At 69.7% G+C, this 25197-nt stretch carries 22 protein-coding genes and 2 pseudogenes; 14 read left to right on the forward strand and 10 right to left on the reverse strand.

Annotated elements, in window-relative coordinates:
- Positions 1 to 16: 16 nt before the first annotated feature.
- From ACOKM3_RS06300 to ACOKM3_RS06315, 4 genes are all read right to left on the reverse strand, one after another.
- Positions 17 to 1357, reverse strand: coding sequence for a maltokinase N-terminal cap-like domain-containing protein (locus tag ACOKM3_RS06300; RefSeq protein WP_426897776.1), 1341 nt, complete (start codon positions 1355 to 1357; stop codon positions 17 to 19).
- Complete coding sequence (gene treS / locus ACOKM3_RS06305) at positions 1354 to 3096, reverse strand: maltose alpha-D-glucosyltransferase (protein ID WP_426897778.1); 1743 nt, start codon at positions 3094 to 3096, stop codon at positions 1354 to 1356. The genes ACOKM3_RS06300 and treS overlap by 4 nt, the downstream gene beginning before the upstream one ends.
- Before the next feature lie 71 nt (positions 3097 to 3167).
- Positions 3168 to 5153: an alpha-1,4-glucan--maltose-1-phosphate maltosyltransferase gene (locus tag ACOKM3_RS06310; RefSeq protein ID WP_426897780.1), complete on the reverse strand. Its 1986-nt coding sequence runs from the start codon at positions 5151 to 5153 to the stop codon at positions 3168 to 3170.
- Entirely contained in the window at positions 5150 to 5377 is a 228-nt protein-coding gene (locus tag ACOKM3_RS06315) for a DUF5133 domain-containing protein (protein WP_426897782.1), read from the reverse strand. The genes ACOKM3_RS06310 and ACOKM3_RS06315 overlap by 4 nt, the downstream gene beginning before the upstream one ends.
- 282 nt (positions 5378 to 5659) lie before the next feature.
- Here ACOKM3_RS06315 and ACOKM3_RS06320 point away from each other — a divergent pair, with 282 nt between their 5' ends.
- The 4 genes from ACOKM3_RS06320 to ACOKM3_RS06335 all read left to right on the forward strand — a co-directional run bounded on the left by ACOKM3_RS06320 (position 5660) and on the right by ACOKM3_RS06335 (position 10436).
- Positions 5660 to 6163 (forward strand): pep a2, encoded by a 504-nt coding sequence (locus tag ACOKM3_RS06320; RefSeq protein ID WP_426897784.1) that lies wholly within the window; start codon positions 5660 to 5662, stop codon positions 6161 to 6163.
- Positions 6160 to 8247 carry a glycogen debranching protein GlgX gene (gene glgX, locus ACOKM3_RS06325; RefSeq protein WP_426897786.1) on the forward strand — a complete coding sequence of 696 codons (2088 nt, stop codon included), beginning with the start codon at positions 6160 to 6162 and terminating at the stop codon, positions 8245 to 8247. The genes ACOKM3_RS06320 and glgX overlap by 4 nt, the downstream gene beginning before the upstream one ends.
- Before the next feature lie 180 nt (positions 8248 to 8427).
- A complete protein-coding gene (locus ACOKM3_RS06330; protein ID WP_426897788.1) occupies positions 8428 to 9234 on the forward strand; it encodes a SigB/SigF/SigG family RNA polymerase sigma factor in 807 nt (268 codons plus the stop codon).
- 113 nt (positions 9235 to 9347) lie between these two features.
- Entirely contained in the window at positions 9348 to 10436 is a 1089-nt protein-coding gene (locus ACOKM3_RS06335) for a glutamate--cysteine ligase 2 (protein WP_426897790.1), read from the forward strand.
- 101 nt (positions 10437 to 10537) lie between these two features.
- On the opposite strand, the gene ACOKM3_RS06340 is transcribed toward ACOKM3_RS06335, so the two are convergent.
- The gene (locus tag ACOKM3_RS06340) at positions 10538 to 12061 is read right to left on the reverse strand and encodes an MFS transporter (protein WP_426897792.1); all 1524 of its coding nucleotides are present in this window, start codon (positions 12059 to 12061) and stop codon (positions 10538 to 10540) included.
- A 323-nt stretch (positions 12062 to 12384) separates the two neighbouring features.
- Here ACOKM3_RS06340 and ACOKM3_RS06345 point away from each other — a divergent pair, with 323 nt between their 5' ends.
- The 3 genes from ACOKM3_RS06345 to ACOKM3_RS06355 are packed head-to-tail and all read left to right on the forward strand — an operon-like array spanning position 12385 to position 14379.
- Positions 12385 to 13053 (forward strand): HemK2/MTQ2 family protein methyltransferase, encoded by a 669-nt coding sequence (locus tag ACOKM3_RS06345; RefSeq protein ID WP_426897794.1) that lies wholly within the window; start codon positions 12385 to 12387, stop codon positions 13051 to 13053.
- Positions 13037 to 13324: a CDGSH iron-sulfur domain-containing protein gene (locus tag ACOKM3_RS06350; protein WP_426897796.1), complete on the forward strand. Its 288-nt coding sequence runs from the start codon at positions 13037 to 13039 to the stop codon at positions 13322 to 13324. Before ACOKM3_RS06345 ends, ACOKM3_RS06350 begins: the two co-directional genes overlap by 17 nt.
- Positions 13321 to 14379 (forward strand): iron-containing redox enzyme family protein, encoded by a 1059-nt coding sequence (locus tag ACOKM3_RS06355; protein WP_426897798.1) that lies wholly within the window; start codon positions 13321 to 13323, stop codon positions 14377 to 14379. The genes ACOKM3_RS06350 and ACOKM3_RS06355 overlap by 4 nt, the downstream gene beginning before the upstream one ends.
- Before the next feature lie 149 nt (positions 14380 to 14528).
- On the opposite strand, the gene ACOKM3_RS06360 is transcribed toward ACOKM3_RS06355, so the two are convergent.
- The gene (locus ACOKM3_RS06360) at positions 14529 to 15002 is read right to left on the reverse strand and encodes a DUF5709 domain-containing protein (RefSeq protein ID WP_426897800.1); all 474 of its coding nucleotides are present in this window, start codon (positions 15000 to 15002) and stop codon (positions 14529 to 14531) included.
- Positions 15003 to 15454: 452 nt separating this feature from the next.
- Between ACOKM3_RS06360 and ACOKM3_RS06365 the strand changes: the two are divergent.
- A pseudogene (locus ACOKM3_RS06365) lies at positions 15455 to 15907 on the forward strand (DUF1264 domain-containing protein); the annotation flags it as partial.
- 123 nt (positions 15908 to 16030) lie between these two features.
- On the forward strand, positions 16031 to 17677 hold the full coding sequence (gene abc-f, locus ACOKM3_RS06370) for a ribosomal protection-like ABC-F family protein (protein ID WP_426906716.1): 1647 nt from the start codon (positions 16031 to 16033) through the stop codon (positions 17675 to 17677).
- A gap of 410 nt (positions 17678 to 18087) precedes the next feature.
- Here abc-f and ACOKM3_RS06375 read toward each other — a convergent pair whose 3' ends face one another.
- Positions 18088 to 19065, reverse strand: a complete 978-nt coding sequence (locus ACOKM3_RS06375; RefSeq protein ID WP_426897802.1) for a LysR family transcriptional regulator — start codon at positions 19063 to 19065, stop codon at positions 18088 to 18090.
- Positions 19066 to 19278: 213 nt separating this feature from the next.
- Here ACOKM3_RS06375 and ACOKM3_RS06380 point away from each other — a divergent pair, with 213 nt between their 5' ends.
- The 3 genes from ACOKM3_RS06380 to ACOKM3_RS06390 are packed head-to-tail and all read left to right on the forward strand — an operon-like array spanning position 19279 to position 21092.
- A complete protein-coding gene (locus ACOKM3_RS06380) occupies positions 19279 to 19956 on the forward strand; it encodes a CatB-related O-acetyltransferase (RefSeq protein ID WP_426897804.1) in 678 nt (225 codons plus the stop codon).
- On the forward strand, positions 19953 to 20894 hold the full coding sequence (locus tag ACOKM3_RS06385; protein ID WP_426897806.1) for a Vgb family protein: 942 nt from the start codon (positions 19953 to 19955) through the stop codon (positions 20892 to 20894). The genes ACOKM3_RS06380 and ACOKM3_RS06385 overlap by 4 nt, the downstream gene beginning before the upstream one ends.
- A 27-nt stretch (positions 20895 to 20921) precedes the next feature.
- Positions 20922 to 21092, forward strand: coding sequence for a YciI family protein (locus ACOKM3_RS06390; protein WP_426897808.1), 171 nt, complete (start codon positions 20922 to 20924; stop codon positions 21090 to 21092).
- A gap of 71 nt (positions 21093 to 21163) precedes the next feature.
- Here the strand turns inward: ACOKM3_RS06390 and ACOKM3_RS06395 are convergent, their stop codons facing one another.
- Positions 21164 to 21364: a hypothetical protein gene (locus ACOKM3_RS06395; RefSeq protein WP_426897810.1), complete on the reverse strand. Its 201-nt coding sequence runs from the start codon at positions 21362 to 21364 to the stop codon at positions 21164 to 21166.
- A gap of 73 nt (positions 21365 to 21437) precedes the next feature.
- On the opposite strand from ACOKM3_RS06395, the pseudogene ACOKM3_RS06400 reads away from it, so the two are divergent.
- Both ACOKM3_RS06400 and ACOKM3_RS06405 read left to right on the forward strand, forming a co-directional pair.
- Positions 21438 to 21635, forward strand: a pseudogene (locus tag ACOKM3_RS06400) (IS5/IS1182 family transposase); the annotation flags it as partial.
- A 105-nt stretch (positions 21636 to 21740) separates the two neighbouring features.
- Positions 21741 to 22400 (forward strand): DUF5701 family protein, encoded by a 660-nt coding sequence (locus tag ACOKM3_RS06405; protein ID WP_426906717.1) that lies wholly within the window; start codon positions 21741 to 21743, stop codon positions 22398 to 22400.
- Between the two features lie 172 nt (positions 22401 to 22572).
- Here the strand turns inward: ACOKM3_RS06405 and ACOKM3_RS06410 are convergent, their stop codons facing one another.
- Together ACOKM3_RS06410 and murJ are read right to left on the reverse strand one after the other, a co-directional pair.
- The gene (locus ACOKM3_RS06410) at positions 22573 to 23283 is read right to left on the reverse strand and encodes a polyamine aminopropyltransferase (protein ID WP_426897812.1); all 711 of its coding nucleotides are present in this window, start codon (positions 23281 to 23283) and stop codon (positions 22573 to 22575) included.
- Positions 23284 to 23438: 155 nt separating this feature from the next.
- The gene (murJ, locus tag ACOKM3_RS06415; protein WP_426897814.1) at positions 23439 to 25124 is read right to left on the reverse strand and encodes a murein biosynthesis integral membrane protein MurJ; all 1686 of its coding nucleotides are present in this window, start codon (positions 25122 to 25124) and stop codon (positions 23439 to 23441) included.
- Positions 25125 to 25197 lie beyond the last annotated feature (73 nt).

Genomic DNA, 25197 nt, shown 5'->3' on the forward strand with positions numbered 1-25197 from the left:
CGGCGTCACGACGACCTCAGCGTGTGCCGGCGAGACGGGCCACGGCCTCCAGGGGGACGGTGATCCAGTCGGGGCGGTGTGTCGCCTCGTACAGCACCTCGTAGACGGCGCGGTCGGCCTCGTACGCACGCAGCAGTTCCGGCGCCTCCGTCGGCTCGAAGCCCCCGGCTTCGCTGTAGCCGGAGCAGAAGGCGGTGCGGCACTGGTCGGCCCACTGGGGGCTCGGGGTGGGGCTCATGTGCGCCGCGTAGTCGAAGGACCTGAGCATGCCGACCACGTCGCGGATCGGTGATCGGTCCGCACGGCGTTCCGCCAGCGGGCGCGAGGGCTCTCCCTCGAAATCGACCGCGTGCCAACTTCCGTCGGCCCACAGCACCTGCCCCAGGTGGAGGTCTCCGTGTATCCGTTGCAGGGGCGGCTCGCTGTCGGTCGCTGCCGCGTCCGCGAAGATGCTCTGGATGGCGGGCACATGACGGCGCAGGGCAGGCACCGCCTCGGCCGAGCGCTTCAGCCGGTGCATCATCTCCTCGGCGAGACGGGACCGGTGATGCTCCTCCGGCTTCGCGGTGGGAAAGACCTGGGCGAGGGCCGCGTGCAGCTCGCCCGTCGTGCGGCCGAGGCCCCACGCCTGCTTGACGAAGTCGCCTTGAACGGCGGCCGAGTCCAGGGCCAGCTCCCAGCCGTCCGTGGCCCCGGTCAGGAAGGGCTGGACCATGCCGAGGGTGCCCCAGAACGGTTCGGTCACGAAGAACCAGGCCTCGGGCGCCGGCACCGAGGCGTGTCCCCAGCGCCCCAGCCGAGCGGTCACCTCGAGGTCGGGGTTGATGCCTTGCTGGATGCGGCGGAACAGTTTGAGGATGAGTCTGTCGCCGTACACGATCGAGGAGTTGGACTGCTCGGCGTCCAGGACGCGGGGGGCAAGACCCGTCGGCAACGACGCACGGCGGAAGGACTCGAAGCGGAGCGCCCCGACCTTTCCGCCCTCGCGCAGCCGGTCCAGCAGCAGGACCGCCACACGGCGGTCATGAAGGGCGTCGTAGACCATCAGGGTGCCCCCGGCGGGTCCGTCCATCTGCCCGAGGGCGTGCTGCCACAGCCGCGGGGGCGGGTCGACGGCCGCGCCCAGTATCAACTGGTAGTGGGTTTCGACCTGTTGACCGGCTTCCTTCACTTGCACGAGCAGGTGGAAGCACTCGGGTGTCAGTGCGGTCGCGGCCACTACCGAGATCTCCGTGATCGGACGGCCGCTGCTCGCGTACCAGCGCTGTCTCGGGAGCCAGCGGCTGAGCAGCTCGTTGAGCGAGGAGCCGAGAAGCGCGGGGCGCGGGTCACCGAGTTCGACCAGGGGGCGGGTCATAGTGTGACGTCCAATCCTGCGGAGCCCCCCGCGGTGCGGTCGTCCGGTACTGAGTCCTCGCTCAGCCGGAACCAGTAGAAGCTGTGTCCCGCCAGCGTCAGCAGGTACGGCAGTTCACCGATGGCCGGGAAGCGCACCCCGCCGATCAGCTCCACCGGGTGCCGTCCGTTGAACGACTGGAGGTCCAGCTCGGTGGGCTGCGCGAAGCGGGAGAAGTTGTGCACACACAGCACCAAGTCGTCCTTGTACTCCCGCAGGAAGGCGAGTACTGCGGGGTTGGAGGAGGGGAGTTCGGTGTAGGAGCCGAGGCCGAAGGCCGGGTTCTGTTTGCGGATCTCGATCATCCGGCGGGTCCAGTGCAGCAGGGACGACGGGGAGGACATCGACGCCTCCACGTTCGTGACCTGATAGCCGTAGACCGGGTCCATGATCGTGGGCAGGAAGAGACGGCCCGGATCGCAGGAGGAGAAGCCCGCGTTGCGGTCGGGGGTCCACTGCATCGGGGTGCGCACCGCGTCGCGGTCGCCGAGCCAGATGTTGTCGCCCATGCCGATCTCATCGCCGTAGTACAGGATCGGCGTGCCGGGGAGGGAGAGGAGGAGTGCGGTGAAGAGTTCGATCTGGTTGCGGTCGTTGTCCAGCAAGGGTGCGAGGCGGCGGCGGATCCCGACGTTGGCGCGCATCCGCGGCTCCTTGGCGTACTCCGCGTACATGTAGTCGCGCTCTTCGTCGGTGACCATTTCGAGGGTCAGCTCGTCGTGGTTGCGCAGGAAGATGCCCCACTGGCAACCGGACGGGATCGGCGGGGTCTTGGCCAGGATCTCCGAGACCGGATAGCGCGACTCGCGCCGCACCGCCATGAAGATCCGCGGCATCACCGGGAAGTGGAACGCCATGTGGCATTCGTCGCCGCCGGTGGCCGGGTCGCCGAAGTAGTCGACGACGTCCTCCGGCCACTGGTTGGCCTCCGCGAGCAGCACCACGTCCGGGTACTGGGAGTCGATCTCTTTGCGGACCCGTTTGAGCATCTCGTGGGTGGCCGGGAGGTTCTCGCAGTTGGTGCCCTCCTCGGCGTAGAGGTAGGGGACCGCGTCGAGGCGGAAGCCGTCGATCCCGAGGTCGAGCCAGAAGCGCAGGGCGGCGAGGATCTCCTCCTGGACGGCCGCGTTCTCGTAGTTGAGGTCGGGCTGGTGGGAGAAGAAGCGGTGCCAGTAGTACTGCTTGCGCACCGGGTCGAACGTCCAGTTGGAGGCCTCGGTGTCCACGAAGATGATGCGGGCGTCCTCGTACTGCTTGTCGTCGTCGGCCCAGACGTAGTAGTCGCCGTACGGTCCGTCGGGGTCGGAGCGGGACTGCTGGAACCACTCGTGCTGATCACTCGTGTGGTTCATCACGAAGTCGATGATCACGCGCATCCCACGCTGATGGGCCGCGTCCACGAACTCCACGAAGTCGGCCAGGTCACCGGTCTCGGGCAAGGTGACGATGTAGTTGGCGACGTCGTAACCGTTGTCCAGCAGTGGTGACTTGAAGAACGGCGGCAGCCAGAGGCAGTCCACCCCGAGCCACTGGAGATAGTCCAGCTTCGCGGTGATGCCCTTGAGGTCGCCGACGCCGTCCCCGTTGCTGTCGTGGAAGGAGCGGACCAGGACCTCGTAGAAGACCGCGCGCTTGAACCAGTCAGGGTCCCGGGGCAGGATCCCTGGCCGTTCGGGCAGCATGTATTCGTCCGTTGTCATGAGGGCTTCTCCCTCGGTCGTTCATGACGATTATGGAAGAGCGCTTTCCTGACTCAACCGATGGTGGAAACTCAACCGATGGTGAAAACGTGCGCGGGCGTCTCGCCCGGCGTCAGACAGACGTAGTTGGTGGCACCCCAGGTGTACGTCCGGCCGGTCAACTCGTCGCGCACGGGGAAGGTGCTGTCCGGCGGGACCTTCAGGGCCTCGCGGTCGAGGCGGACCGTGGCTTCCTGGGTGTGGTGCGGGTCGAGGTTCACGACCACCAGGACCGTGTTCGAGCCCTGTGCGGACGTGGCGGTCTTCGAGTACACGAGCACCGCGTCCTGGTCGGCCTCGTGGAAGTGCACGCCGCGCAGGGTGCGCAGGGCCGGGTTGCGGCGGCGTATCGCGTTGAGCGCGGTGATCAGCGGGGCGATCGTGCGGCCCTCTCGTTCGGCCGACTCCCAGTCACGGGGCCGCAGTTGATACTTCTCGGAGTGCAGATACTCCTCGCTTCCCGCGCGCAGCGGAGTGTTCTCGCACAGTTCGTAGCCGCTGTAGACACCCCACGTCGGCGAGAGGGTCGCGGCCAGCACGGCACGCAGCTCGAAGGCGGGGCGGCCGCCGTCCTGGAGGAACGCGTGCAGGATGTCGGGGGTGTTCACGAAGAAGTTCGGCCGCATGTAGCAGGCCGCCTCCCCGCTCAACTCCAGGGCGTACTCGGTGAGTTCCTGCTTCGAATTGCGCCAGGTGAAGTACGTGTACGACTGCTGGAAACCGATCGCCGCGAGGGTGTGCATCATCGCGGGCCGGGTGAACGCCTCCGCCAAGAAGATCACGTCCGGGTCGGTGCCGTTGATGTCCGCGATCACCTTCTCCCAGAAGACGACCGGCTTGGTGTGCGGGTTGTCGACGCGGAAGATCCGCACCCCGTGATCCATCCACAGGCGCAGGATCCGCACCGTCTCGGCGATCAGTCCCGGCATGTCCTTGTCGAAGGCGAGCGGATAGATGTCCTGATACTTCTTCGGAGGATTCTCCGCGTACGCAATCGTGCCGTCCGGGCGGTGCTTAAACCAGTCGGGGTGCTTGTCCACCCAGGGGTGGTCCGGCGAGCACTGCAACGCGAAATCGAGGGCCACCTCCATGCCCAACTCCCGGACCCGGCCCACGAACGCGTCGAAGTCCTCGAACGTCCCCAGGTCCGGGTGGATCGCGTCGTGACCGCCCTCCGGCGAGCCGATCGCCCACGGCACCCCCACGTCGTACGGGCCCGGCGACAGCGAGTTGTTGGGGCCCTTGCGGAACGTGGTGCCGATGGGATGCACGGGCGGCAGATACACCACGTCGAAACCCATCGCGGCGATGGCCGGAAGCCGACGGGCCGCCGTGCGGAACGTACCGCTCACCGGCGGCCGGCCCGGCTCGACCACGGCACCCTCGGACCGCGGGAAGAACTCGTACCAGGACCCGAACAACGCCCGCTCCCGCTCCACGAGCAACGGGAGAGCCCGGCTCTCGGTCAGGCGTTCACGCAGCGGGACGTCCCTCAGTGCGGTGCGCACCGCGGGGGTCGAGACCGTGGCCAATCGGTCCAGCGGGCTCCGGTCCGTATCGCACAGTGCGTCCAAGGCCGCGCCCAGGACCTCGCGCGTCTCCTTCTTCGAGGCCCGAGCCAGGGCCTCTTCCAGGTACACGGCCCCCTGTTCCAGCGTGATCCCGCAGTCGACGCCGGCACGGATTTTGATCGTGGCGTCCCGCAGCCAGGTGGCCACGGGGTCGCGCCACGCCCGGACGCAGTAGCTCAGTCGCCCGCACCTGTCGAAGCTCACCTCGGCGCTCCAGCGGTCGGTCCCGGGAGCCACCGGCGTCATCGGCCACCGGCCCGCCTCGTCCCCGTCGGACGTACGCAGCACCACTTCGGCACCGAGGACCCCGTCGCCCTCGACGAAGACCAGGGCCGTGACCGTGAAGGGCTCCCCCGCGACCGCTTTGGCCGGACGTCGGCCTCCGTCGACGGACGGCCTCACGTCCTCGATCGGGACGGGCACAGCGGTGTTCGACGGCGTCGTCATGCGGTGTCACCCTTCTCGATTGCAAGGGAGTGGCTCGAGCTCTGTGCCGCTTCGGCGGCCTCCCGGCCGCATCGCGCGCCCGTGGCATGGCACAAGGCGGCGACGGCACGCTCGAAGTTCTCGCGCGCCTCGGCATCGTCCGGAGAAGCCAGGAATCGACGCTCCCAGAAGCGGTAGCTCGCCAGGCACTGGTCAACCTCTGCGGTGACACGCGGTGTCGCCATGGTTGGCCTCCGGGCCTCCGCGACGCCGGGCCCAGCGGGCCCGCCTGCCGTTCACGGAGAGAGTTCCCATCGTTACCGTGGGCTGCTCCTTCCCCATCTTGCGACGTGGTCGGCGATCCGTCCTGTTGAGCGGAGCGTCGCCCCGCGGTCACGTCCGGTTGCACGAATGGAGTACAGCGCACAGGCTGATCGGTGACTCTCAAGCGATCCATGCTCACGGTCCGTTCACGTTGTTCCGCCGTCCCGGCAAGGCCGTGAGCTACGCGGTGAGGAGCAGGAACCATGCACCAGGCAACGCCCAGCTACTACCACATCGCCGTGGAGCCGGCCCCCGAGCGCGTCGGCCAGGTCCAGCGCATCGTGGCCGCACACACGCGCTACTGGGGTCTCGAGCGTCTGACACCCTCGACGATCCGCGGTCTCGGCGTCCTGCTGGAACTGGCCGTGGAGGGCCGTCCGGACAGCCGCATCGAGGTCGAGACGTGGTGGAACGGGCAGCACTTGATCAACGCCGTGTCCTACGAGGCCCGGGCCTGCGGAGCCGCTCGCGGGTTTCCCCAGCGTTGCTCCGCGCAGATCGCGGCCTTGAGCGACGGGTGGGGCAGCTGCACGCAGGAGGCCCGGCGCATCGTGTGGTTCTCGCTGCGCAGCAGGGCCGGGGTACGGGAGGTCCTGGTCCCCAAGCTTCCGGTTCCGGATGCGAGCGAGGCGCTGCAGCTGCCCCGCTCCGCACTGCCGGTCGCCGCTCCGGAGTCCGTGCCCGTCACCACCGGCACCGCTTCGTGACGGCACGCCCCGTGGGCGGGGTCCATGTGCGCAGTGGGCGGCCCTATCCGCTCGGAGCGACCTACGACGGCCACGGCACGAACTTCGCCTTGTTCAGTGCCGTGGCCGACCGGGTGGATCTCGTCCTCCTTGACGCCGACGGCACCGAACGCACGGTGCAACTGCCCGAGGTCTACGGATCCGTGTGGCACGGCTACGTGCCGGACGCCGGGCCGCCCCAGCAGTACGGGTACCGCATCCACGGCCCGTGGGAGCCGGCATCGGGGCACCGGTGTGACGCCGAGGCGTTCCTGCTCGATCCCTACGCCAAGGCCGTCCACGACCGCGGCGGCGCGGCGGGAGTCGACGGGGAGGGCCTGTGCAGCGTGGTCGTCGACCCGGACTTCGACTGGTCCGGCGACACACCACCGGACCACGCGTACGCCGACTCCGTCATCTACGAAGCACATGTGCGGGGCCTGACCGCGAGACACCCCGGTGTGCCCGAGGACCTGCGGGGCACCTATGCGGGCCTGGCCACGCCCGCGGTCCTCGACCACCTCACCGACTTGAAGGTGACCGCGGTCGAGCTGCTGCCCGTCCACCAGTTCGTACAGGACGGGTTCCTGCGGGACCGCGGCCTCTCCAACTACTGGGGCTACAACACGATCGGCTTCTTCGCGCCGCACCATGCCTATGCCGCACACGGCACGCTCGGCGAACAGGTCACCGAGTTCAAGAGCATGGTCAGGTCGCTCCACGCCGCAGGCCTGGAGGTGATCCTCGACGTGGTCTACAACCACACGGCGGAGGGGAACGAGAACGGCCCCACACTGTCCTTCCGCGGTATCGACAACGCGTCGTACTACCGCCTCGCCGACGACGACTTCAGCCGCTACTACGACACCACGGGCACCGGCAACAGCCTCCTCATGCGACACCCCAACGTCCTTCAGTTGCTCATGGATTCGCTGCGGTACTGGGTCACCGAGTGTCACGTGGACGGCTTCCGCTTCGACCTGGCGGCCACGCTGGCCCGCCAGTTCCATGAGGTGGACCGGCTGTCGGCCTTCTTCGACCTGATCCAGCAGGACCCCGTGATCAGCCGCGTCAAGCTGATCGCCGAACCCTGGGACCTCGGCGAGGGCGGCTACCAGGTGGGCAACTTCCCGCCGCTGTGGTCCGAGTGGAACGGCAAGTACCGCGATTGCGTGAGGGACGTCTGGCGAGCGCGGGACGGCACCCTCGCGGAGTTCGCCTCCCGGCTCACCGGGTCCGCTGACCTTTACCAGCACGAGCGCCGCCGCCCGCGGGCCAGTATCAACTTCATCACCGCGCACGACGGGTTCACGCTGCGTGACCTCGTGTCGTACAACGAGAAGCACAACGAGGCCAACGGCGAGCACAACAACGACGGTGAGAGCGACAACCGGTCCTGGAACTGCGGCCAGGAGGGGCCGAGCGACGACCCCGGCGTGCTGTCCCTGCGCGCCAGGCAGCAACGCAACCTTCTGGCCACCTTGGTGCTCTCCCAGGGCGTGCCGATGCTGAGTCACGGAGACGAACTGGGCCGCACCCAGCAGGGCAACAACAACGCCTACTGTCAGGACAACGAACTGACATGGGTCGACTGGGACCTCGACGACGAACGCGCCTCCCTGCTGTCCTTCACCCGCGATCTCATCGAACTGCGCACCGCCCACCCGGTGTTGCGCCAGCGTCGCTTCTTCCGCGGCGAGGCCCCCGCGGGCCACGGCCTGCCGGACCTGGTCTGGCTGCGCCCCGACGCGACAGAGATGACGGAGGAGGACTGGAACCGGCCCGACGCGCATGCCCTGGCCGTCTTCCTCAACGGCGACGCCATGGTGGAGCGGGACAGCCTCGGAGAACGGGTCGTCGACGACTCGTTCCTGGTCCTCTTCAACTTCTTCTGGAACGCGATGGAGTTCCGGTTGCCCGACGCGTCGTACGGCGACTCCTGGACGACACTCATCGACACGGCGGAAGCCGACGGCGTGCCGGACGAGTCCGAGTTCAAGGCCGAAGCGACCATCCGGCTGGAGGCGCACTCCCTGGCCGTCCTGTCCCACCGCTCCGGCATGTGAGAGGCCGACGATGTGCGACTCCGCTGCCCGGTGGTCGACATCGCCCGCTCTTTTGTAGAGTCGGAGACACAACGAGCACGAGCTTGGGAAAACAGGCTCGCTCCAGGAGCACGAGCCACCCGGAACGGGTGTTGATCGGCCCCTGGTCATCTTGCGGACCGCGACGATGAGGAGCGAACCATGGCCACACGTCACGTGCACGACGACGCCCCTGACACCGAACAGGACTTTCTCCGGCTCGCGAACACGCCCGAGGGGCGCGAACGGGACACCCTGATCGAGCAACTGGTGGAGGCCTGGCTGCCCATGGCACACCGCCTGGCCGGCCGGTACCGCAACAAGGGCGAGAATCCGGATGACCTGAACCAGGTGGCGGCGCTGGGCCTCGTGAAGGCCGTCGAACGCTACGAGCCCGGGCGCGGGGCCTTCGAGGCGTACGCGGTTCCCACGATCACCGGCGAACTGCGCCGCCACTTCCGTGACCACACCTGGGACGTGCGCGTCCCGCGGCGCGTCCAGGACCTGCGCAACAAGGTCCGTGCCGCGCGCCGCGACCTGCTCGACGAGCCCGATCACCAGCACGAACCGGACCTGGAGGAGATCGCGGCCCGGGCCGGGCTGACCCTGGACGAGGTCCGCGACGGCATGGAGGCGCTGGAGAGCTACAGCAGTCTGTCCCTGGACGCCGAACTCGGCTCGTCCCCGGACGGAGGGGACGGCATCAGTCTCGCCGACACGCTCGGCCAGGAGGAGCCCGATTACGACCTGGTCGCCGACCGGGAAGCCGCCAAGGAAGGCCTGCGGACCCTCCCCGAACGTGAGCGCTCCATCCTCTACATGCGCTTCTTCGAGGACATGACCCAGTCCCACATCGCCCAGGAGATCGGTGTCTCCCAGATGCACGTCTCCCGCCTCATCAGCCGCAGCTGCGCCCAGGTGAGGGAGTACGCGACACACGGCGTCCCCGAGACCCAACAGGCCGCCTGACGGCTCGGGCCCCCGCCGTGCCCCGACACGGGCAGGCGGGGGCCCGCCCGCCGGTTCGCTTCGGTGAGCCTGGGTACGCGGCGGCTCCGGTACACCGAGAGGGAACGTGACACATGCGCACTGTCGGGGTGGAAGAGGAACTGCTGCTCGTCGACCGTGACAGCGGAGAACCACGCTCGATGTCGAGCGCGGTCATGGCGGTGGCCGCCCGCAGCGGCGACGAGGACTTCGAGGCGGAACTGCACCGCGAGCAGCTGGAGTTCGCCACGAGCCCGCACGAGGCGATGTCGGACCTCGCCGAGGACATCGCCCAGTGGCGCAGGGCCGCCACCGATCACGCCGAGCGGCTGGGCTGCGCGGCCGCCGCTCTCGCCACGTCCCCGCTCCCCGTGAGCCCCACCGTGGGTACCGGTGCACGACATCAGTGGCTGGCAAAGGAGTTCGGCCTGACCACGCAGGAGCAGCTCACCTGCGGCTGCCACGTTCACGTGGCCGTCGAGTCGGACGAAGAGGGCGTCGCCGTGCTGAACCGGATCCGCCCCTGGCTGTCCGTGCTCGTCGCGCTGAGCGCCAACTCGCCGTTCTGGCAGGGCAAGGACTCCGGGTACAGCAGCTATCGCAGCCAGGTGTGGGGGCGGTGGCCGTCGGCGGGCCCGGTGGAGCTCTACGAGGACGCCGCCGCGTACCACCGCCAGGTCGAGGCCATGGTCGCCACCGGTGTCGTACGGGACAAGGGGATGGTCTACTTCGACGCCCGGCTGTCGGCCGCGCACCCGACCGTCGAGGTGCGCGTCGCCGACGTGTGTCTCGAGCCGTCGACGACCGTTCTGCTCGCCATGTTGGTACGCGGCCTGGTCGAGACGGCGGCGCGCGAGTGGCGGTCCGGCGAGCCCGCTGCCGACCACCCCGTGGCGCTGCTGCGCCTCGCGGCCTGGCGCGCGAGCCGCTCGGGCCTCGGCGATCGGCTCGTGAGCCCCCGGCTGATGCGGCCCGTGCCGGCGCGGGCCGCGGTGGACTCGCTCCTGGAACACGTGCGGCCTGCGCTGGAGGACGCCGGTGACTTCGAGGAGGCCCGTACGCTGGTGTCCCGGCTGCTGCGTGACGGCAACGGCACCTTCCTGCAACGCGAGGTGTTCCGGCGTACGGAGAGCCTGCGGGAGGTGGTCGCGGAGTGTGTACGCAGGACCCACAGCGGCGTGTGAGGCGCCCATCTCCGCACAGGCACAACGGCGTGTGAGGCACCCGCCTCCGGACAGGCACCACGGCGTGTGAGGCGCCGCCCCCAGCACAGGCGGCACTGACGTCACGTCTGCCGCGAGTGCACCGGATCGTTCTCCAGTTCCTGCGGGCATGTGCGGTGGGCGCCGCGGGCGAGCCGGTCGCGTCGCCAGTCGAACGTGGCGAGCACCAGCGACGCCGCCATCCCGATCAGGGCGGTTCCCAGTGCGATGGCCAGCGCGCCCCGGTAGTCCTCCCCCTCGCCGAGCACCAGGTAGAACAGGCCGGGCAGCGCCGCCGTCCCGACCGCCGCGCCGAGCCGCTGCCCGGTCTGCAGGGCGCCGCCCGCCGCGCCCGCCATCCGCACCGGCACGTCACGCAGCGTCATCGTGATGTTCGGTGAGACCACGAAGCCGCTGCCCGCCCCGCCGATGAAGAGCACCGGCGCGGCCACCCAGGGCGCGATGTCCAGCGGGGCGAGGCGCAGCAGCAGGGCGGTGCCGCCGAGGCCGACGATCACGCAGGTCAGGCCGCACACCGTGAGCAGACGCCCGAACCGGTCCACGAGGCGCCCCGCGACCACGGCCGCGCTCGCGGAGCCCAGGGCGAAGGGGGTCACGGCGAGACCCGAGCGCAGCGGGGAGAAGCCGAGCCCGTGCTGGTAGAAGAGCGCGAACACCAGCCATACGCCGCTGAACCCGATGAAGTAGAGGGTGCCGACACCGGCGCCGACCGCATAGCCGCGCACGGTGGTGAACAGGCGCGGATCGAGCAGCGGCTGCACGTCGCGGGCCACCAGGCGGCGCTGCCACGCCGCGAACGCGGTCAGCAGCACGGCACCGAGCGGGAACATCCACCACAGCCGGCCGAGGCCGCCCGAGTCCGCCTGCACCAATGGGTACATCAGAGCGAGTACGCCGAGTCCGAGGAGCACGACGCCGGGAACGTCCACATGGCCGCGGCCGGAGCGCCGCACGCGCGGCAGGAGTCGCAGCCCGAGCAGGACGGCCACGAGGCCGATGGGCACATTCACGTAGAAGATCCAGCGCCAGCCGTCCGGTCCTGAGGCGAGGCCGAGGATCGCGCCGCCGGCGAGGGGGCCGATGGCCGAGGAGATGCCGACGGTCGCGCCGAAGAGGCCGAAGGCGCGTCCGCGTTCGGCGCCGCGGAACAGCTGCTGGATGAACGCCGAATTCTGCGGGGCCATGAACCCGGCGGCGAGGCCCTGGGCGAGCCGCCCCGCCACCAGCAGGCCGACGGTGGGGGCGGCCCCGCAGGCGGCACTGCAGAGCACGAAGCCGCCGAGCGCGAGCAGGAAGATGCGGCGCCGGTCCAGGGCGTCGCCGAGGCGGCCGGCGGTCACCAGAGCCAGGGCGAAGGCGAGTGCGTACCCGGAGACCACCCACTGCACCTGTGCCGGTGAGGCGTCGAGGTCGCGCTGGATGGTGGGCAGTGCCACCGCGACGATCGTCACGTCGAGCAGGCTCATGAAGCCGGCCACCAAAGTGACCCACAGGGCCTGCCACCGCTGCGGGTCCGGTGTGTACCCGGCCTCCTGGCCGGCCACCCGACCACCTCGACCGTCGCCACCGGAAGGCGCCGTCGTCATACCGGGCTCCTTTCGTTCGTGGCGTACATCGGCTCAGACCTCCGAATAGGCCGGTTGACCTCCTTCGCTCACGGCAAACCCGTCCGTGGCGGACGCCGGCCGACCGATCGCATCGCGGAGAACCCGCCACGGTTCATCCGCCGACACCGGGGCACTCCTACGTGTCGGCGCGTCCCCACGGCTCAGGTGCACGGCGCGTCACGGCATGCGTCGAGTGGCCGATCGAGGCACGGCGTCGCAAGGTGAAAGGACGGACCGGTCTTGACCTCTGTGATCCCCAGTGTGGTGAGCACCGCATGACGACACAGCCCAGGACGGCACACATGGCACTGCCACCCCGCCGACACCGCCTGCTGGCGCCTCGGGGCGTGTACCGGCCGGGCGCGGACACCGCGCTCCTGCTCCAGGCCCTCGACCGCGAGCCTCTCGATCCGGGCACCGCCGTGCTGGACCTGGGCACCGGTTCGGGTGCGCTGGCCCTCGCCGCGGCGCGGCACGGGGCGCGGGTGACCGCGGTCGACATCTCGTGGCGTGCGGTGTGGACGGCGCGGCTCAATGCTCTGCTCAGCGGTGCCGCCGTCACCGTCCGGCACGGTGACCTCGGGGTGGTACCGGGTCTCGGCACGTTCGACCTGGTCCTGAGCAATCCGCCCTACGTACCGTCCCCCGAGTCACCGCCGACACACGGCGCCGCGGTGGCGTGGGAGGGCGGCCCCTCCGGCCGCACGGTCGTCGACCGGGCCTGCGCCGGCGCGGCACGGGCTCTGCGCGCCGGCGGCACGCTGCTGATGGTCCACTCCGCGCTGTGCGACGAGGAAGAGACCCTGGATTGCCTGGACGGTCTCGGCATGAAGCCGGCAGTGATCGACCGGGGCTTGGTGCCGTTCGGCCCGGTGATGCGTGCACGCCGTGACTGGCTCTGTGCTCAGGGCCTGCTCGACCGGGAAGCGACGAGGGAAGAGCTGGTGGTCATCCGTGCCGAACTCCTCTGAGCACCAGCACTCCCCTGAGCACCCGCACTCCTCTGGGCACCAGCACTCCCCTGAGCGCCCGCGCCGCATCAGGGTCGACCGCGAGGGCCCCCTGCTCGTGGAGGGTCCTGTCGAGGTGACCGACGGCGACGGGGTGGTGCACGCGTCCGACCGCTTCCAGGTCGCGATCTGCATGTGCCGACGCAGCCGTACGTTCCCCTGGTGCGACACCAGCCACCGCCGCCGCAAAGCCGCCCCACAGCCGGACCGTGCCGAAGGGGAGGAGACATGACCGCCACGCACCTGACGTCCCCGCCACGTCCGCCGGCCCCGCGCGCGCACCGGCCCGAACTCCCGGTCCCGCGCGGCGAGTTGTCCAGCGGGGTGATCGCTGCGCTGCGCGACAGTACTCCTCCCGACACCTCTGCGCAGCAGCACACCATCACCACCGCCGAGCCGTACGGCGAGGACCTCCAACTCGCCCTGTACACGCTCTACGAGCTCCATTACCAAGGGTTTCGGGGCGTCGACCCCGAACTGGAGTGGGAGCCGGGCCTGTTGGCGCTGCGACGCCGACTCGAACACCGATTCCTCGACGCGCTGCGCTCCGACGCCGCTCCGCGGGCGGGCGCCGCCCAGGTGCTGGCCGAGCTGCAGGTCGAGCCGGTCGGCCACCAGGACGACAGCGTGAGCCACTACCTCGAACGCGACGGCCACATAGGGCAGTTCAGGGAGTACGCCGCCCTGCGCTCGCTCTACCACCTCAAGGAGGCCGACCCCCACGCCTGGGTCATCCCCCGCCTGCACGGCAGGGCGAAGGCCGCGATGGTGGCCGTCGAGTACGACGAGTTCGGGGCGGGGCGAGCCGAGGACATCCACGCCGACCTGTTCGCGGACCTGATGACGGACCTCGGCCTGGAGACCGCCTACGGCCACTACCTCGACTCCGCGCCGGCGGGCGCCCTCGCCACCGTCAACCTCATGTCCCTGTTCGGCCTGCACCGCAGCCTGCGCGGCGCGCTGGTGGGCCACTTCGCGACGGTCGAGATCACTTCGCCGCCGGGCTCGCGACGGCTGGCGGCCGCCCTGCGACGGCTGGGCGCGGGCCCGGCGGCCCAGCGGTTCTACGACGAACACGTGGAGGCCGACGCGGTGCACGAACAGGTGGTGCGCCACGAGGTCGTCGACGGCCTGCTGGACGCGGAGCCCTCCCTCGACGGTGACATCGCCTTCGGCGTGTGCGCCACCAGCTTCCTCGAAGGCCGCCTGGGCGAACGGCTGTTGGCGCAGTGGCGACAGGGCAGGAGCGCGCTGCTGCGTCCCCTGCGGGACGCACGGCGGACCTGACCCCGCTTCAGCGGCTGTCGGTCATCCCGCCGGTCACCGCGATGGTCTCCCCGATCGTGTAGCTGGAATCGGGCTCCGAGGCGCGGAGACGTAGGCCGGGGCGAGCTCCTCTGTCGCCCCCGGGCCCGGGTGACCGGCCCGCTCCGCGGCTACTGTTCCCCTTCCGCGGGCGGCAGCTGCTCGTCGGGCACCACATGCTCGGCGGCCTCCTCGGCAGCGGCCGCACCACCGTCCACACCCTGGTCGAAGGCGATCGCCTCCTTCGTCGTATCCGGGTGGGAGCCCTCGTCCGGCGCGACCAGCCGCCCGGCGCGGTCCGTTCCCGTCTCGGGATCGAGGGTCTCGCCGGATCCGTCGGACACGTCTCCCGGGGTCTCGTCCGCATCGGGTGTTTCCTGGCGCAGCCGCTCCTCCAGGGACTCGCCCTCGTGCTGTTCCGCCGCCGTGACGCCGGGCTTGGTGACACCGAGCGGCTTCTCCGGCGGCGAGTACCCCTCGTCGAGCATCTCGTCGTAGTCCCGTTCGTCCACCGCGTCCTGGAGATCCAGGGGTGCGGCGTCCTCCTGTTCCTCGTTGCCGCCCGTGGGCTGGTAGGCGTCGTCCGCCATGCTCTCGTCGCTCATGATCGCCTCGTGTTCGTTCGCTGCGGCCTCTCTGGTCTCTCCGGTCTCTCCGGCGCTGTCACCAGGGGATACTCCGGTACCCGAACGTCAACGGCCCATGCATGCCCCCACACCTCGCACCAGGGCGGAGCCGGCATCGCAACGCGCTGCGGGCCACATCATTCGGGTCGGCCGAACGACGTGGCCCGCGGCGGACCGACGACCCTGTCGTCAGCTGGTCAAGCGTGCCCCCAGGAGCCGCTTGCCGAGCTCCGCTCCCACGTGGGCGCACGCCATGCTTCGGCGCGCCCCGTTACGGCCGCCGGGCACGGGGCACTCACCGCGCATGTCCTTCACTCGTAGAACGCACCGCTCGGGCTGGGCGTCGGCCGCGACCTTCGGCGTCGGCGCCGCGGCCGATCTGACGGCGGCGCTCGGCCTTCTGTCCGGCCGCAAAGCGGCGACGATCAGCAAGCCTGATCGGCATCGAGTACATCATCAGCGAGGAGCGCTTCCGCGCTCTGCCCGAGGACGAGAAGCGGTTGTGGCACAGCCACCATTACGAGGTGAAGTCCGGCATCCTCACCGACCCCGGCATCCCCGACGTGGCTGAACACGCCTACTTCGAGGACCTCGTGACCACCTACGGCAAGACCTTCCACACGTGGCAGTACGACCGCGGCGACTTCCCCTACGGGATCCCGCAGCTGATGATGGGCTTCACCGAGGACGGGCAGGCCGCGCAGGAGCTGATCCGGGCGGCTGGTCTGCGACGGCGACCGGCTGCTCGGCGTGGTCACCGACCGGGACATCACCTTGCGCGTCATCGCCGACGGCGCCGACCCACGGATCGTCGATGCCGGCACGGTGTGGTGAGCCAGCGCCTCAACCTGGACGCGACCGCTGCCGTGCCCCAAACGGATTGAGGCGAGACGCTTCGTCTTGTTATGGTGGGCGCATGGCTTTCCTTTTCTTCGTCTGAGTCCGGGCACGGCGCCCGCCGCCGTTTCTGCTGCCCGTAGCCCCTTCGCATGCCCAGGGAAAGCCCCATGCGCGACCGCGCCCATACCACCCTGCCCGCCACCGCCGTGGCGCAGCTGTCCGTCAAGTCCGTCACCAAGTCGTACGGCACCCGGACCATCCTCGACCAGGTCTCCTTCACCGTCCGGCCGGGCGAGAAGACCGCCGTCATCGGTGAGAACGGTTCCGGCAAGTCCACCTTGCTGCGGCTGCTCGCCGCGGCCGAGACGCCGGACGCCGGGGAGGTCACCGTCCGCTTCCCCGGCGGAATCGGCCACCTCGCCCAGACACTCGCACTCGATGCGGACTGCACCGTGCAGGACGCCGTCGACCTCGCCCTCACCGAACTGCGCGACATGGAGCGAGGGCTCCGAGCGGCAGAGGAGCTGCTCACCGACGCCTCGGACGAGGAACTCGCCGCGTACGGCGACCTGTTGATCGCCTACGAGGAACGCGGCGGATACGAGGCCGACGCCCGGGTGGATGCCGCCATGCACGGGCTCGGCCTTGCCCGGATCACCCGGGAGCGCCTGCTCGGCTCGCTGTCCGGCGGCGAGCAGTCGCGCCTCGCGCTCGCCTGCGTCCTGGCCGCCGCCCCCGAACTGCTGCTCCTGGACGAACCGACCAACCACCTCGACGCGGCGGCCGTGCGCTGGCTGGAGGAACACCTGCGCACACACCGCGGCACCGTCGTCGCGGTCACCCATGACCGCGGCTTCCTGGAGCGCATCGCCACCACGATCCTCGAGGTCGACCGGGACGAGCGCACCGTGCGCCGGTACGGCGACGGCTGGACCGGCTACCGCGCCGCGAAGGCCGCCGCCCGGCGCGGAGCCGAGCAGCGGTACGCGGACTGGGTCGAGGAGGTGGCCCGCGCGGAGGAGCTGCTCGAGGCCGCGAGCAGGCGGCTGGCCACCACCGGCCGGGACCCGAAGCAGGGCTTCGGCAAACACCGCCGCTCGAGCGAGGCCAAGCTCGGCGGGCAGGTGCGCTCGGTGCGGGAGCGCCTGGACTGGCTGCGGCGCAACCCGGTGACGGAGCCGCCGGCACCGCTCCGGTTCACGACGGCACTGGCGTCGGCGGCCGGCGGCCCGACCCGGGGCGCACTCGCCGAACTCGACCACGTACGGGTCGGGCAACGGCTGCACCTGGACGGGCTTCTGGCGATCGCGCCCGGAGCGCGCCTCCTCGTCACGGGCGAGAACGGCGCGGGCAAGACGACGCTGCTCCGCGTCCTGGCGGGCGACCTGGAGCCGGACGCGGGCACGGCGCGCCGCCCCGCCCGGATCGGCTACCTCGCCCAGGAACTGCCCGCGCACGCCACACGGCTGCCGCTGCTGGCCGCGTTCGCCGCCGGACGGCCCGGGCTGCCGGAGGAGTACGCCCAACAGCTCCTGTCCCTGGGCCTGTTCCGCGAACAGGACCTGCACGTCCCGGTCGCCGCCCTGTCCGTGGGACAACAGCGGCGGCTGCAGATCGCGACCCTGGTGACCCGGCCCGCGGACCTCCTCGTCCTCGACGAGCCGACCAACCACATCGCGCTCGACCTGGTCGAGGACCTCCAGGCGGCGCTCGCGGCGTACCCCGGGGCGGTGGTGGCCGTCTCGCACGACCGCGACTTCCGTGCGCACTTCGAAGCCGAGCGGTTGGAACTGCACGCCGGCCGCAGACGCTGAGCCGGCCGGGCCCACCCGGACGACCTGGCCGCCATCGCACGCCGCCGGCAGGACGAGCTGGATGTCGCTCGGTGGTTGGGCGGCCAGGGAGTCCCGTGATCGCGCCCAGACCGCCTTGCCCTACCCTGCGTGGCTCCGGTTCGTGGAGGCCGGGGATTCCCCGACGCTCCTCTCCTGGACCACCGGTGGAGCCTGGACCGTCTGCACGGTGTGGGTATGGCCTGGGGTGCCGCCCTTCCTCAACGCCTGCAGCGACACCCTCCAGCCAGAACGTTCTGCCGAGCACGTCGAGCTGCTGCCCGCCCGGCACAGCAGCTCCTTCTCTGAACCACTGAGGATGTAGTGGTGTTGTCGCCCGGGCATCCGGATGCCGGCGGCCGAGATGTTCGCCGGGCAGCAGGACGACAAGATCATCGCCCGGGAAGTTCAGGTGTGCCTCCGGTCGGCGCAGCGACGGCGCCGTGAGGGGAGCCGGCCGGGCCAAGGGGCCCGCCGCTACCGCACCGTCGGGCTCCGCGTTCCGTCGCTGCTTCGGCGAGTGCATGCACCAGCGGGGTCGCGCGGTCCGTGCGCCAGATCAGGCCCCATTGGACGGGCGGCGCATCGTGGATGGCCAGGAAGGCGATGTCGGGCTGTGGATAGTAGCGCCGTCCCTCGTCAGGGCAAGGGCACACCACATCTCCTGTCGCGACGAGGGCGAGGACCTCGTAGAAGGTGGCGACGGACGGGCCGCGGCGGACAGGGCGTCCCGCCGGTGTGCAGAGCGGCAGGACGGCGCTCACCCAGTAGGCGGGAAGCGGTCCGGCCAGGCTCGGCACCTGGTGGTCGCCGAGCACTTCCATGCTCACCGTCCCCTGCCCGGCGAGCGGATGGTCCGCGGCCACCATCAGGCGAAGCGGTTCCTCGCGCAGCACCACGCCGACGGTGAGGTCCGGCTCGCGCACCGGCAGCCAGGCGGCCACGGTGTCGACCTCGCCTGCCCGCAGCGCTCCGAACGGATCACTGAAGAACACCTCCTTGAACCGGAGTTCGACTGCGGGATGCCGGGACCGGAAGTGGTCGAGGACCGAGCGCATCTCATGCATCTGCGCACCCATCACCCCCACTGTCAGCGTGGCGGGAGGTCGGCGGGCGATGGCGGTCACCTCGGCCAAGGCCGCTTGGATGTCCTCATAGGCCGGCTTCAGCCTCCGGTGCAGCTCTTCACCGAGGGAAGTCATGCGTACATGTCGACTTGTCCGCTCGAAAAGGGGCGCTCCGATGCGACGTTCCTGCTTCTTGATCGCCTGGCTGACTCGAGCCGGGGAGACGTTCAGACGTTCCGCGCTGCGGCCGAAGTGAAGCTCCTCGGCGAGCGTCAGAAAGATCTGTATGTCCCGCAGTTCCATCCCGCTCCGCCCCCTCCGCACGGCTCCGGATCCGGCTGCCGGGCGGTCCCGGATCATGAACTTCTGAGTTAACGACCTTAACAAGATCGGCAGTTGTTCCCGGGCTCGGGGCTCCGCATGCTTGGACGGAGCCGGTTCAGCCGCCTCGGGGGCTCTCACACCCTGCGCTGCCTGCTTACCTGCCCCTCGGAACTCATAGGGAGAGATTCCCGCGTGACGCCTGACCGCAATGCCGTGTGCACACCCGACCCGGACACGCTTCATCCACTGCCGACGCACGAACGGGTCGTCTTCCTCAAACCCCTGGTCACCGGGACCCATGTCGTGGCGGGTGACTTCACGTATTACGACGACCCCGACGGCGCGACCGAGTTCGTCCAGCGCAATGTGCTGTACGCCTACGGCCCGGAGCGCTTGATCATCGGCAAGTACTGTGCGATCGCCACCGGCACGAGGTTTCTGATGGCGGGCGCCGACCATCCGTCGATGGGGACGTCCACCTTCCCCTTCACCATGTTCGGAGGCCGGTGGGCCGAGGAGAACCTCGACATCGTCACCGGCATGCCCAGCCGCGGCGACACGGTGGTCGGCAACGACGTGTGGTTCGGATACGGGGCCACGGTGATGCCGGGAGTACGGATCAGCGACGGTGCGGTGATCGCGGCGGGTGCGGTGGTCACGACCGATGTGCCGCCTTACACCGTCGTGGGCGGGAACCCGGCCAGGGCGATCAGACAGCGCTTCGACGACCAGGCCGTCGAGCAGCTTCTCCGCGCCGCCTGGTGGGACTGGCCCGTCCACTTGGTGAGCGCCAACTCCCGCACCATCATGGCCGGTTCCCCGCAGGACATCGCCCGCATCGCCGCCACCGAAGGTCTGGGGAAGCGATGACGGCACGGCCGGTCGAGGAGTATGTGGTGTCCGATCCCGCCGGCGGTCCGTACGCGATCACCACGGGGCCTGACGGCGCACTGTGGTTCACCTTGGTGCACAGCGGCCGGATCGGACGATTCGCCCCGGGGCAGGATTCGATCCATCATCAACTGGCCCCGGACAGCGGCCCGACCGTCATCTGTGCCGGCCCGGACGGCGCCTTGTGGTTCACCCAGTACCGTGCGCACCGGATCGGCCGGATCACCACCGCCGGCGAGGTGACCGAGTTCCCCCTGCCCACCGCGCGGTGCGGTCCCTTCGGTATCGCGGTCGGGCCGGACGGCGCCTTATGGTTCACCGAAACCGCCGCCGACCGCATCGGCCGGATCACCACGCAGGGCTCGGTCACCGAGTACCCGCTGCCGCGCACCGGCGCGTTCCCCTCCGCGATCGCCGCGGCCCAGGACGCGATGTGGTTCACGATGAACCAGGCCAATGCCATCGGGCGCATCGCCATGGACGGCCGCATCACCGTCCACGAGCTGCCCACCGAAGCGGCCGCACCGGTAGGCGTCACCCTGGCCCACGACGACACCGTCTGGTTCACCGAGATCGCGGCCGGCCAGATCGGCCGCAGAACACCCGACGGCCAGATCACCGAGTACCCACTGCCCGACCGGCAGGCCCGGCCGCACGCCATCACCACCGACGCCGACGGCACCGCGTGGTTCACCGAGTGGGGCGGGAACCGAGTCGGCTCGATCACCGATGACGGCATCATCACCGTCCACGACCTGCCCACGCCGGCCTCCGAACCACACGGCATCACGGTGGGCCCGGACGGCGCGCTGTGGACCGCGCTCGAGACAGGTGCGCTGGCGCGCCTCGCCCCGACCACCGCCGTTACCGAAACCACCAATTCCGCTGTACTCACCGAGAAGAGGAACCTGTCATGAAGTACGCCCTCGTCATCTTCGAGACCGATGCGTCACGCTCAGGGTCCTGTCACCGTGCGCACGGCGACCGACGGAACCGTATCGGTGGCCGACGGGCCCGTACACGCCGGCGAAGAAACCCTCGGCGGCTGGTTCCTGTTGGAAGTGACCGACCACACCGAAGCCATCGAACTGGCCCGCAGCCGTGAGGTCGGGTGACGCTGGGTGATCCCTGCGGTACGCCACTCGATGGTTGTCCCGTAACTCCCATCGGCAGTCCGAGCGATGCTCTACGGGCGTACGCACCGCGCGAGCTCGCCGTACTTCATGCCGCTGGAGTAGAGGGCCCCCTGGTGATTTAGCCCCATGAACTTGATGCCTTGGGTACGCCGCTCCACATGAGTCAACCGGAGGATTTGGGTGCCCGAATCGGTCGAGAGTTCCAGGAGGTCGCCGGGCTGGAGGTCCTCGGCGAGGAGGTCGATGGTCATGGCGAGGATGGTACGGCTTCATCGTGAGATGGATCGGCGGCGGATGAATCCGAGTGCCCGGGCGGACCGGCACAAGGGCCGGCCGTGGAGCCTTCCGCTGGAAGACCGGGCGCTGCTGGTCGCGGCCCCTCCAGCCCCGCAAACGGTTCGCCAAGGACACCGTGCTCATCGTGGACGGCACCCTGGTGTCCACCCGCGATCACACCGTCGCCGAGCAGTTGAGAACTACCGATATTCCACGAACCACCAGGTCGTCACCGACGCCGACACTGGCGCTCTGCGCCGGGAACTTCCCACCCGCCTCCCTCGTTCCCTCGGGGCCCACTGCACCGGTCCCGTGTACGCCGGTCCCACATACGCCGATTCAAGGAGTACCGTGCCCGAGTCATCGTCCACCGTGACCGCTCTCCCACCGCTCGCCGCCCAGGCCCAGCGTCTGATCGAGCTCGGCGTGCACGAGATCTCGGGGATCCCGGCCGACGAACTGCGCGCCTTCGCCGATAAGTTCACGGATGGCGACGCCGACGGTTACACGCTGCTCGCCGTCCACCCGGACCGCGCCCCCGCCTCGGCCCTCGCTCCACTGCTCCGTCGCGACGACAAGCCCGGCTTCGTGGTCGTCGACATGCCCGACGTCGACGACTTCGCACCGGTCGGCGCGGTCGAGGTGCCCGAGGCCCCGCTCTATCTGGTGAGCGGTATCGACCGCGGCGACCACATGTCCAACTGGAGCCCGGAGGAAGCCCTTCCCGCACTCACCAAGGAGGACCGGACGCCGCTCACGCTCAGCGAGGGCATCCACTGGGTGCTGCAGCAGCCGGCCGCGCTGGAGCGCAACCTCTGTTTCATGACGATCGGGTCCCGGCTGCGCAAGGCGAAGGGCGACTTCGACGCCCGTACGCCGGCGATCTGGATCAGCAACGGCACGGGCCGGGACGGCCGCGAGCGGCGCAACGCCCCGAAGGTCGGCTGGTGCTGGTGGAACAACCGCCACACCTGGCTGGGCTTCGCGTCGACCACGGGCCGCACGTCCTAGGTCCTGGACCGGATGTCCTGCTCCAGGGCCTGGACGGACCGGTGGACACCTCGTCGTATCCGCTTGTTCGTTTGACGAGGAGCTTCTTGAACTCCTCGGCGCGGTGCCGACGGTGGAGTGAACCAATCACCTTGCCGGTGGCGACCTCAAGCGCGGCAAGTCGCTCTACGCACTACCGCGCCACGTATACCGTGTTGGTGGAAGAACCACCTTGCAGGGGATTGGGAAACTCCACGACGTGACTCCGCACGCTCGGGAAGACCTCCCCGGCCGCGGCTTCGAACTCCCGGTCCGGCGGATCGTTCGACCAGAGGGCGAACACACCGCCCGGGACGAGCAGTTGAGCAAGGGCGCGCAGCCCTTCAGGCCGATAGAGGGCCGCGTTCCGGGGATGCAGGACGTGCCGGGGAGAGTGGTCGACGTCGAGCAGGATGGCGTGGAAGCGGCGGTCCGGATCGCTCGGGTCCAGGCCGCCGCCCTCGGCGACCATCGCGAAGAAGTCGCCCTGAACCAGCCGACACCGGTGGTCCGACGTGAGACGACCGCCCAATGGCACGTACCCCCGCCGATGCCAATCGATCACCTCTCCCAGCGCCTCGACCACCGTCACCGAACGCACCCGCGGATCGTCGAGTGCGGCCCCGGCCGTGTATCCGAGGCCGAGGCCGCCCACGGCGACGTCCAGCTCCGTGTCCGCAAGGAGACCGAGGCCGAGCCGGGCAAGCTCGATCTCCGCCGCGGTGAAGAGGCTCGACATCAGGAACTCCTCCCCCAACTTCACCTCGTACACGTCCTCACCGGAGACCGGGTCCCGTCTGCGGCGCAGGCTGATGTCACCCAGGGGCGTGGGACGCCAGTCGATCTCCTGAAAACGAGTACTCATACGCGGCCTCCGCCGAGTCGGACCGGGGAACGCGACCATCTTCGCGTACGCAGCGGCGCGCGCCCGCCAGGCTCGGCGCGAGGCGACGACGACCGCTGACCGTCCGCGCGCAGGAACGTTTATGAAGCACGCTTCCTGGCGTCGTCCGCCCGGACTCAGCGCATCCCGGGCAACCGACGCAGCTCGTTGACCTTCATCAGCCGGGCGAGAAGGAGGAATCCCGCGGCTGTCACCAACGCCCCGGTGGCCAGTGCGACCGCCGTGGGCCACGTGCCACTGCCCAGGCCCGCACACGCGCGCGCCGCGGCCCAGCCCAGCCCTGCGGCCGGTCCCGCGGCGCAGAACAGCTTCACGTACGTGCGCCGCAGGCCGCCGTCGTCGTCGATGCGGCCCCCAAGTCTCTTGCGCAGCAGATGCGCGGTGAGTGCGAGACCGGCGGCGTAGGAGACGGTGTAGGCGCCGGCCATGCCGACGACCGCCCAGCGGGCGGGCAGGAGCACATGACAGGCGGTGGCCAGGGCGATGTTCACGGCCGCGATCCAGGCGGCCATGAGGAACGGCGTACGCGTGTCCTCGTAGGCGTAGAAGCCGCGCAGCAGGAGGTACTGGGCGGAGAACGGGATGAGGCCGAGTCCGAACGCCTGCAGCATGTACCCCAGGGGGCGGGCCGAGTCGGCGTCCGCCGCCCCGTGGGCGAACAGCAGCGAGGAGATCTGTGGCCCCAGAGCGAGGAAGAGGAACGCGGCGGGCACGATGACCACGCCGCTGATCCGCAGCGCCCTGGACAGGTCCGCGCGCAGATCCGGGATGCGGCCCTCGGCAACGGACCGGCTCATACGCGGGAGCAAGGCCGTCACCAGGGACACCGTCACGATCGACTGCGGCAGCAGCCAGATGGTCTGCGCGTAGGTGTACGCCGAGTAGCCCGCGCCGGCCCGCGGCAGCTCCTGGTCGGCGGCGTTGGCGTAATTCGTGACCACCGTCAGGGCGACCTGGTTGGCGAGGACGAACAGCAGCGTCCACTTCGCCGCGTGAACGCTCTTGCCGAGCCCCGTGCCCCGCCAGTCGAACCGCGGGCGGAAACGGAAACCGGCCGCCCGCGCGAACGGGATCAGCGCCAGGGCCTGCACGGCGATGCCCGCCGTCGTCCCGATTCCCAGCAACAGCACCTGGTCGGCGGTGATGTCCTCCACCCGGTCGGGAACCGTCATCAGCCCCAGATAGGCGGCGAACATGCCGACCAGCACGACGTTGTTCAGCACCGGGGTCCACGTCATCGCGCCGAACTTCTCGCGGGCGTTCAACACCTGCCCGTAGATGCCGAAGAGCCCATAGAAGAAGATCTGCGGCAACAGGAACCGCGCGAACGTCACCGTCAGCTCGAACGCCTCGTGACTGTCCGGGGTGTCCCGCATGTACAGGCCCACGATCCGCGGCGCCGCCCACACCGCCAGCGCCGTGCCCACACCCAGCACACAGACCACGAGCGTGACCAGACGCTGCTCGTACGCGCGTCCGCCGTCAGGCTGCGTCGCCCTGGCCCGAACCAGCTGCGGCACCAACACGGCGTTGAGCGCCCCACCGATCAGCAGCGTGTACAGACTCGTCGGCACGGTGTTCGCCGTGTTGTACGTACTGGCCAGCAAACCTGTGCCGAGCGCCGCGGCCTGCAACACCTGACGGATCAGCCCCGTCGCCCGTGACACCACCGTGCCAACAGCCATCAACAACGACGAACGAGCCAGCCCGCCCTTGTCCTTCTTCCGTCGAACGGCACGCCGTCCCCTGTTCTGCTGCTCCTGCGGCATGGTCCGCGCCGCGGAGTCCGCCCCCTCCACCATGCCGTCAACCTATGCCCCAAGACCTCTGGGCCCCAATTCGCTCCCCTGACGAGGATGCACGTACCCCAGCCGA

The sequence above is a fragment of the Streptomyces nidicola genome (genome assembly GCF_050106155.1).
Lineage (GTDB): Bacteria > Actinomycetota > Actinomycetes > Streptomycetales > Streptomycetaceae > Streptomyces.

Coding starts and splice junctions, on each gene's coding strand:
- ACOKM3_RS06300 (WP_426897776.1), bottom strand. CDS start 1,357: ATGACCCGCCCCCTGGTCGAACTCGGTGACCCGCGCCCCGCGCTTCTC.
- treS (WP_426897778.1), bottom strand. CDS start 3,096: ATGACAACGGACGAATACATGCTGCCCGAACGGCCAGGGATCCTGCCC.
- ACOKM3_RS06310 (WP_426897780.1), bottom strand. CDS start 5,153: ATGACGACGCCGTCGAACACCGCTGTGCCCGTCCCGATCGAGGACGTG.
- ACOKM3_RS06315 (WP_426897782.1), bottom strand. CDS start 5,377: ATGGCGACACCGCGTGTCACCGCAGAGGTTGACCAGTGCCTGGCGAGC.
- ACOKM3_RS06320 (WP_426897784.1), top strand. CDS start 5,660: ATGCACCAGGCAACGCCCAGCTACTACCACATCGCCGTGGAGCCGGCC.
- ACOKM3_RS06330 (WP_426897788.1), top strand. CDS start 8,428: ATGGCCACACGTCACGTGCACGACGACGCCCCTGACACCGAACAGGAC.
- ACOKM3_RS06335 (WP_426897790.1), top strand. CDS start 9,348: ATGCGCACTGTCGGGGTGGAAGAGGAACTGCTGCTCGTCGACCGTGAC.
- ACOKM3_RS06340 (WP_426897792.1), bottom strand. CDS start 12,061: ATGACGACGGCGCCTTCCGGTGGCGACGGTCGAGGTGGTCGGGTGGCC.
- ACOKM3_RS06345 (WP_426897794.1), top strand. CDS start 12,385: ATGGCACTGCCACCCCGCCGACACCGCCTGCTGGCGCCTCGGGGCGTG.
- ACOKM3_RS06355 (WP_426897798.1), top strand. CDS start 13,321: ATGACCGCCACGCACCTGACGTCCCCGCCACGTCCGCCGGCCCCGCGC.
- ACOKM3_RS06360 (WP_426897800.1), bottom strand. CDS start 15,002: ATGAGCGACGAGAGCATGGCGGACGACGCCTACCAGCCCACGGGCGGC.
- abc-f (WP_426906716.1), top strand. CDS start 16,031: ATGCGCGACCGCGCCCATACCACCCTGCCCGCCACCGCCGTGGCGCAG.
- ACOKM3_RS06375 (WP_426897802.1), bottom strand. CDS start 19,065: ATGGAACTGCGGGACATACAGATCTTTCTGACGCTCGCCGAGGAGCTT.
- ACOKM3_RS06385 (WP_426897806.1), top strand. CDS start 19,953: ATGACGGCACGGCCGGTCGAGGAGTATGTGGTGTCCGATCCCGCCGGC.
- ACOKM3_RS06390 (WP_426897808.1), top strand. CDS start 20,922: ATGCGTCACGCTCAGGGTCCTGTCACCGTGCGCACGGCGACCGACGGA.
- ACOKM3_RS06395 (WP_426897810.1), bottom strand. CDS start 21,364: ATGACCATCGACCTCCTCGCCGAGGACCTCCAGCCCGGCGACCTCCTG.
- ACOKM3_RS06410 (WP_426897812.1), bottom strand. CDS start 23,283: ATGAGTACTCGTTTTCAGGAGATCGACTGGCGTCCCACGCCCCTGGGT.
- murJ (WP_426897814.1), bottom strand. CDS start 25,124: ATGGTGGAGGGGGCGGACTCCGCGGCGCGGACCATGCCGCAGGAGCAG.